The organism is Archangium sp. (assembly GCF_036389735.1).
GTDB lineage: Bacteria > Myxococcota > Myxococcia > Myxococcales > Myxococcaceae > Archangium.
The window spans coordinates 1-5,950 of record NZ_DASVWK010000257.1 but is presented as its reverse complement, the minus strand read 5'-3'; the positions used below and the strand labels follow the sequence as shown (position 1 = coordinate 5,950).

At 70.0% G+C, this 5,950-nt stretch carries 5 protein-coding genes; all 5 read right to left on the bottom strand.

All coding sequences use genetic code 11. The annotated features are described in order from the left end of the window. Positions 1–43: 43 nt before the first annotated feature. Positions 44–1,315 carry a hypothetical protein gene (locus VF794_RS09310; protein WP_331108883.1) on the bottom strand — a complete coding sequence of 424 codons (1,272 nt, stop codon included), beginning with the start codon at positions 1,313–1,315 and terminating at the stop codon, positions 44–46. Next, positions 1,312–3,066 (bottom strand): asparagine synthetase B family protein, encoded by a 1,755-nt coding sequence (locus VF794_RS09305; RefSeq protein ID WP_331108881.1) that lies wholly within the window; start codon positions 3,064–3,066, stop codon positions 1,312–1,314. Before VF794_RS09305 ends, VF794_RS09310 begins: the two co-directional genes overlap by 4 nt. After that, on the bottom strand, positions 3,063–4,214 hold the full coding sequence (locus VF794_RS09300; protein ID WP_331108880.1) for a diaminopimelate decarboxylase: 1,152 nt from the start codon (positions 4,212–4,214) through the stop codon (positions 3,063–3,065). The genes VF794_RS09305 and VF794_RS09300 overlap by 4 nt, the downstream gene beginning before the upstream one ends. A 106-nt stretch (positions 4,215–4,320) precedes the next feature. Next, positions 4,321–5,430 (bottom strand): redox-regulated ATPase YchF, encoded by a 1,110-nt coding sequence (gene ychF, locus VF794_RS09295; protein ID WP_331108879.1) that lies wholly within the window; start codon positions 5,428–5,430, stop codon positions 4,321–4,323. A gap of 45 nt (positions 5,431–5,475) precedes the next feature. Further along, a partial coding sequence (atpF, locus tag VF794_RS09290) for a F0F1 ATP synthase subunit B (RefSeq protein ID WP_331108878.1) occupies positions 5,476–5,950 on the bottom strand: 475 nt, incomplete at its 5' end.

Below are 5,950 nucleotides of genomic sequence, written 5' to 3'. Positions count from 1 at the left end.
GCGGCCCCGGGGCCGGTCTGAGGATACGTGGAGTTCCCATCGGCTACCCGAAGCTGTCCGCGCCGCCGTCGGAGGAGTCGGCGTCGGAGGAGAAGGAGTCCGTGTCCACCGACCAGTCCGAGTCCCCGCCACCCCCGCCACCCCCGTCACCGCTGCTCGAGCTCGAGCCGCTGTCCTTGTTGTCCTTGGGGTTGTCCTTGGGCTTCTGCTTCGCACCCGGAGGAGGGGCAGCGGCCGCCGCGGCGGCGGCTCCGGCGACGGCGATGGCCCCGGCCGTCGCGAGGGACGGGTCGGGCCTGGAGGAAGGCAGGGACGGTGCGGACTCGGGCGCGGCGGAGGGGAAGGACGGCTGACGGCTGATGGCCCGGAACAGCCGCTTCAGCACCTGCTCGGGGCGGATGGCGGCGAGCTCCAGCTTGTGCTCGGAGAGCCAGCGCGCCTCCTGCACGGAGATGCCGTTGCCCTCCCTGACGACACCCTCGCTGGGCAGCAGCAGTCCCTTGAAGGGCCCGGCGTGGACGGGCCGCAGCCCCACGTCGATGACCCGCCCCTGGCCCTTGAACCACTCTGGATCCGTCGCGAGGCGGTGCGCCAGCCGGCAGCCCACGGGGGTGGCGTCGTGCAGCGCGTAGACCTCGAGTCGGGGGTTGCGCTTGAGCATGCGCCGCACGCTCTCGAAGGCCGGCTTGGGGTAGCCGTCGAACGAGAGGATCGCGCAGTTGTTCTCGAAGTGGAAGTTGTTGGCCAGCAGCAGGTCCGCCGTGCGGGCGCGGTCGCAGATGACGGCCCGGTCGAAGGAGTAGTCCTCCAGGTCTGGCTCGGGCGCGCGCGCGGCTCGCGATGGCTCCTCCTGCGACTTGCGCTGGATGGCGCTCGGAACCTTGCCGTGGATCCGCCCCCACTGGTCCCACATCTTCTCGAAGTCGCCGCGCGGGAGCGTGTCCTGACTGAGGCCGGACGCGCGATACGCCACCAGGCCCAGGATGATCGCGGCGACCATCAGGACCGCGACCGGCAGGGGACCGGCCAGGGTGGAGATGGTGAGGGGGATCATCGGGATGAAGAAGAGCGCGCACCCCACCACCAGGCTGGATTTGGGGCGGGCCCGGCGGCAGAGCTCGTAATAGAGGTGCTCGACCCCCCACTTCACCTTCCCCTCCGACGAGACCTTGTCGATGGCCTTCTGGAAGGCCTGATCCGAGAAGCGGGCCCCCTCGCGCGGCTCGAACGCGAACTTCCCGCCACACTTCTCGCACTTCCCTTCGGCCTTCCGCTCGGGGTACTTCGAGTCGTGCTGACAGCGGATGCAGATCATGTCGTCCCTCCCGGGCGGCGCCCGCGGCCGTCCACGAAGACCCTCATCCACGCTTCCAGCATGGCGAGCGCCCACAGCTTCTCACCGATGCGCCGGCGCCGCGTCTCCGAGGGGAGATCCTTCCCCTGCCGCAGCCCGGCGATGAACTCCTCCCGGAACATCCCGCGCCGCCGCAGCGACGCGGGCCCGAGCAGGTCCTCCATCACCGGCGCCAGGGGGCCGAGCACCCACTCCGTCGAGGGGACACTCATCCCGTACTTCCGGCGCCAGATGATGTCATCGGGGAGCTTGCCCTGGAGGGCCAGCTTGAGAACGTACTTCTCGCACGCGCCGTGGAGCTTGAGTCGCGGCGGCAGGGCGAAGGAGGCCTCGGCCAGGGCGCGGTCGAAGAGCGGCACCCGCATGTCGAGCGCCCACGCATTGGCGATCCGCTCGGCGCGCGGGAGGATGTTCTGCGTCCCCTTGAGCGCGATGTCCGCCAGACGCACGCGGTTGAGGAAGTGGGGAATCTCCGGGCTGCCGAGGTAGGGCCGCAGCAGCGTGCGCCGCTGGCCCGGTCCTCCCACCTGCTCGCGGAACGCCGGCGTGTAGAGTTCCTCCTCCAGCCCGTAGAAGCGGTGGTAGGAGCGCAGGTAGATTTCCTCGGGCTCCTCCTGCTCGCCTTCGTACAGGTCGCCGTAGACCGTGGCGGCGATCATCGGCTTCGAGGTCCACCCGCCAAAGAGCTGGTCGCCTCCCTCGCCGTTGAAGACCGCCGAGAGCCCCGCCTGTCGCGCCGCCCGCCCGAGCAGGAACTGGGGACCGGTGACCGCGTCGCCGAAGGGCAGGTCCAGCTTCCAGACGAGGTCCATCAACGCCGGGCCGATGTCCTCGCCGCTCGCCTTCACCTGGGTGAGCGGGAACCCGAGATGCCGGGCCACCTGCTCGGCCTGCTCGCGCTCGACGCTCCGCTCGCCGAAGTCCAGGGTGAAGGCCTGGACCTTCGCGCCCTCTTCCTTCAGCCACACGGCCACGCCCGAGGAGTCGATTCCTCCCGAGAGGTAGAGGGCGACCTCCGGCTCGCCGTTGAGCCGGCTGCGCACCGCGCTCCGGCAGAGGCGACGCATGCGCCGCACCGCCTCGCCCTGGTCCTCCAGCGCGGGATCCAACTGCTCGCGCAGGGTGAAGTACGGCGTGGCGGACAGCATGCCCTGCTCGAAGGTGCCCACGTGGCCCGCGGGTACGCGCTTCACCCCGCGCAGCGGCACGTTCTCGCCGGGCACGAAGGAGAAGGTGAGGTACTTGTGGATGGCCGTCGGCTCCAGCACCACCTCGAAGCCCGGCACGGCCAGCAGCTGCTTCAGCTCGCTGGCGAAGTACAGCACCCCGCCCTGGACCGCGTAGTAGAGCGAGCGGACGCCGAAGGGGTCTCTGGCCACCGTGAGTCGCCGCCGCTCGCCGTCCCACCAGGCGCAGGCGAAGGCACCATCGAGGTCCTCGAGCGCGGAGCCGCCCTGCCCGAGCCGCCGCAGCAGCTCCTCGGCGGGCGAGGCCACCGGGGGCACGAGCGTCCCAGCACAGGCGAGCAGGTGCGGGCCCTGGCGGAGGATGCCCGGGGCCTTACCGGGGCGCCCGCCCCACCAGCGGTAGCCCAGACCCACGCCCGGAGCGAGCGCGATGTCGGTGCGGTCCCCGCGGTAGTCGATGGCCGCGAGCATCGCCTCGAGCGTCCCGGGCGCCGCGTCTCCGACGAAGCCACAGATGCCACTCATGAGCCCACCTGGGTAGCCAGCAGGTCCGCGAAGGTCTCGCGGCGCGTGGTGAGGATCGCCTCGTCCTGGTCGAGCACCACCTCGGCGGGACGGGGACGATTCAGGAAGTGGCTCGACATGGCATAGCCGTAGGCGCCGACATCGCGCAGGGCGAGCAGGTCCCCGGGGGCGAGCGGCGGCAGCTGGCAGTCCCGCGCGAGGAAGTCCCGCGAGTGGGTGGTGTTGCCGCAGACGTCCGTGGGTACCGCCAGGGGCGCACCCCGGGGAGACAGTACCTCGATGCGGTGGTGGGGGTAGTAGACGCTCTTCACCACGACGTTGCCCACCGTGCTGTCCACGCCGACGTAGCGCCGGCCTCCGCGCTCCTTCACGGAGATGACCTTCACGAGCAGCGTGCCCGCCTCCGCCACCAGCACACGCCCGGGTTCCACCACCAGGCGGATCCGCCGGCCCCGGCGCGACGAGAAGGCCTCCAGCCTGCTGGCCACCTCACGGCCCAGCGTGGGCAGGTCGAGCGCGGGCAGGTCCGGGCGGTAGGGGACACCGAAGCCGCCGCCCACGTCGACCTCCTCCAGGTCGGGCAGGGACTCGGCCGCGGCGAGCAGCCGGTCGAAGCAGGTGAGGAAGCGGGACAACGAGAGGTTGTTGGTGCCCGCGTACATGTGCAGGCCCACGAGGCGCAGCCCGGCCGCGCGAGCGATCTCCAGGGCCTCGGGGAGCTCGGCGGGGTCGACGCCGATGCGGCTGGGGCGGCGCGGGTCGTCCACCAGGAGGCGCAGGCCCACCGAGCCACCCGGGCAGCGCGCCGCGTAGTCCCGGAGCTGGTCCACTGAATCCAGGTTGAGCCGGATGCCGCGCTCCAGGAGGTACGTCAGGTCCACCTCGTCGAGGTTGGTGCCGCTGTAGACGATGCGGTGGGCGGGGACGCCGGCCGCGAGCGCCGCATGGGCATCACCCGGGGTGTTGGCGTGGATGCCCGCCCCCAGCCCGTGCAGCAGCCGCACCAGGTGCTGGTTCTTGTTGCAGACGATCGCGTAGTGGAAGTCGACCGGGGCGTAGGGGAAGGCCTCGGCGAAGGTGCGGTAGGCGGTACGGACCCGCTCGGCGTCATAGACGTAGAGGGGGCTGCCGAAGCGCTCCACCAGCATTGCCGCTCGGTCTGAGATGGGCTCAGCGCTCGTCACGTGGCCTCCTGGGGTGAGGCCACGGAACGTACCGGTCGACCCCAGGGGGTGCAAGGCAGGGTGTGCTTCGCTACACGTTGAAGCGGAAGTGCATGCAGTCGCCGTCCTGCACCACGTACTCCTTGCCTTCCACGCGCAGCAGGCCCTTCTCCTTCACCGCCGACTCGCTGCCCAGCTTGATGAGGTCTTCCCACCTCATCACCTCGGCCTTGATGAAGCCGCGCTCGAAGTCCGAGTGGATGACGCCCGCCGCCTGCGGCGCCTTGTCACCCTTGTGGATCGTCCACGCCCGGCACTCCTGCTCGCCCACCGTGAAGTACGTCTGGAGGCCCAGCAGCTTGTAGCCCTCCCGCACCACCTTGTGCAGGCCCGGCTCCGACAGCCCCGCGCTCTCCAGGAAGCCCGGACGCTCCTCCTCGGGCAGCTGTTGGATCTCGGCCTCCATCGCCGCCGCCAGCACCACCACCCCCGCGCCCTCCTTCGCCGCCATCTCCCGCACCCGCTGCACCATCGGGTCCGAGTCCTCCTTGCCAATCTGCTTCTCGCTGATGTTCGCCACGTACAGCACCGGCTTGTCCGTCAGCAGGAAGAGGTCGCGGAGGACCGCCCGCTCATCGGCCGTCAGCTTCTGCGCGCGCACGGTGATGGCCGAGTCCAGCCCGGCCTTCACCTTGTCCAGCACCACCAGCTCGGCCTTGGCCTCGTCGCCCGCCTTGCCGCCCATCTTGGTGTTCTTCTGCGAGCGCTCGCGACGCTTCTCGACCGTCTCCAGGTCCTTGAGGCACAGCTCCGTGTCCACCACGTCCCGGTCTCGCACCGGGTCCACGCCGCCCTCCACGTGGGTGACGTTGTCGTCCACGAAGCAGCGCAGCACGTGCAGCACCGCGTCCACCTGCCGGATGTTGCCCAGGAACTGGTTGCCCAGACCCTCACCCTTCGAGGCGCCACGCACCAGGCCGGCGATGTCCACGAACTCCAGCGAGGTGGGGATCTTCTTGAGCGGCTTTATCAGCGCCGACAGCTTGTCCAGTCGCTCGTCCGGAACCGGCACCACGCCCACGTTCGGCTCGATGGTGCAGAACGGGTAGTTGGCCGCCTGCGCTCCCGCCGCCGAGAGCGCATTGAAGAGGGTGGACTTGCCCACGTTGGGCAGACCGACGATGCCGATGGAAAGCGCCATATTGGGTTCCTGAACAGCGGTGCGCGGGACCGGAAATCCGGACGACTACACCCGGGGGCCGGACGTGCCCTTGCCGGGCAGACCCTGCACGAACTGCTCGGCCAGCGCGCGGTGCTTGGTGTCGTCCATGCGCTCGTTGAGCAGCTTGCCGGCCACGTCCATGGCCAGGTCCACCGCCATGGCCTTCACCTCGGCGATGGCCTTGGTCTTCTGCTCCTGGATCTCCCGCTGCGCCGAGGCCTTGAACTCGTCGGCCTCCTTGCGGCTCTTGGCCATCAGCTCCTCGCGGAACTTCTCCACCTCCTGCTGGTTGCGGCGGAGCATCTCCTGCGCGTCGCGGCGGGCCTCGGCGATGGCCGTCTTCTGCTCGGCGAGCAGCTTCTCGGCCTCGGCGCGCTCACGCTTGGCGGCCTCGATGGAGCTGGCGATCTGCTTCTCACGCTCCTCCACGAGCGAGAGGATGGGACCCCAGGCCTTCCAGCGCAGGATGATGGCGACGAGAACGAAGGTGATGAGCGTC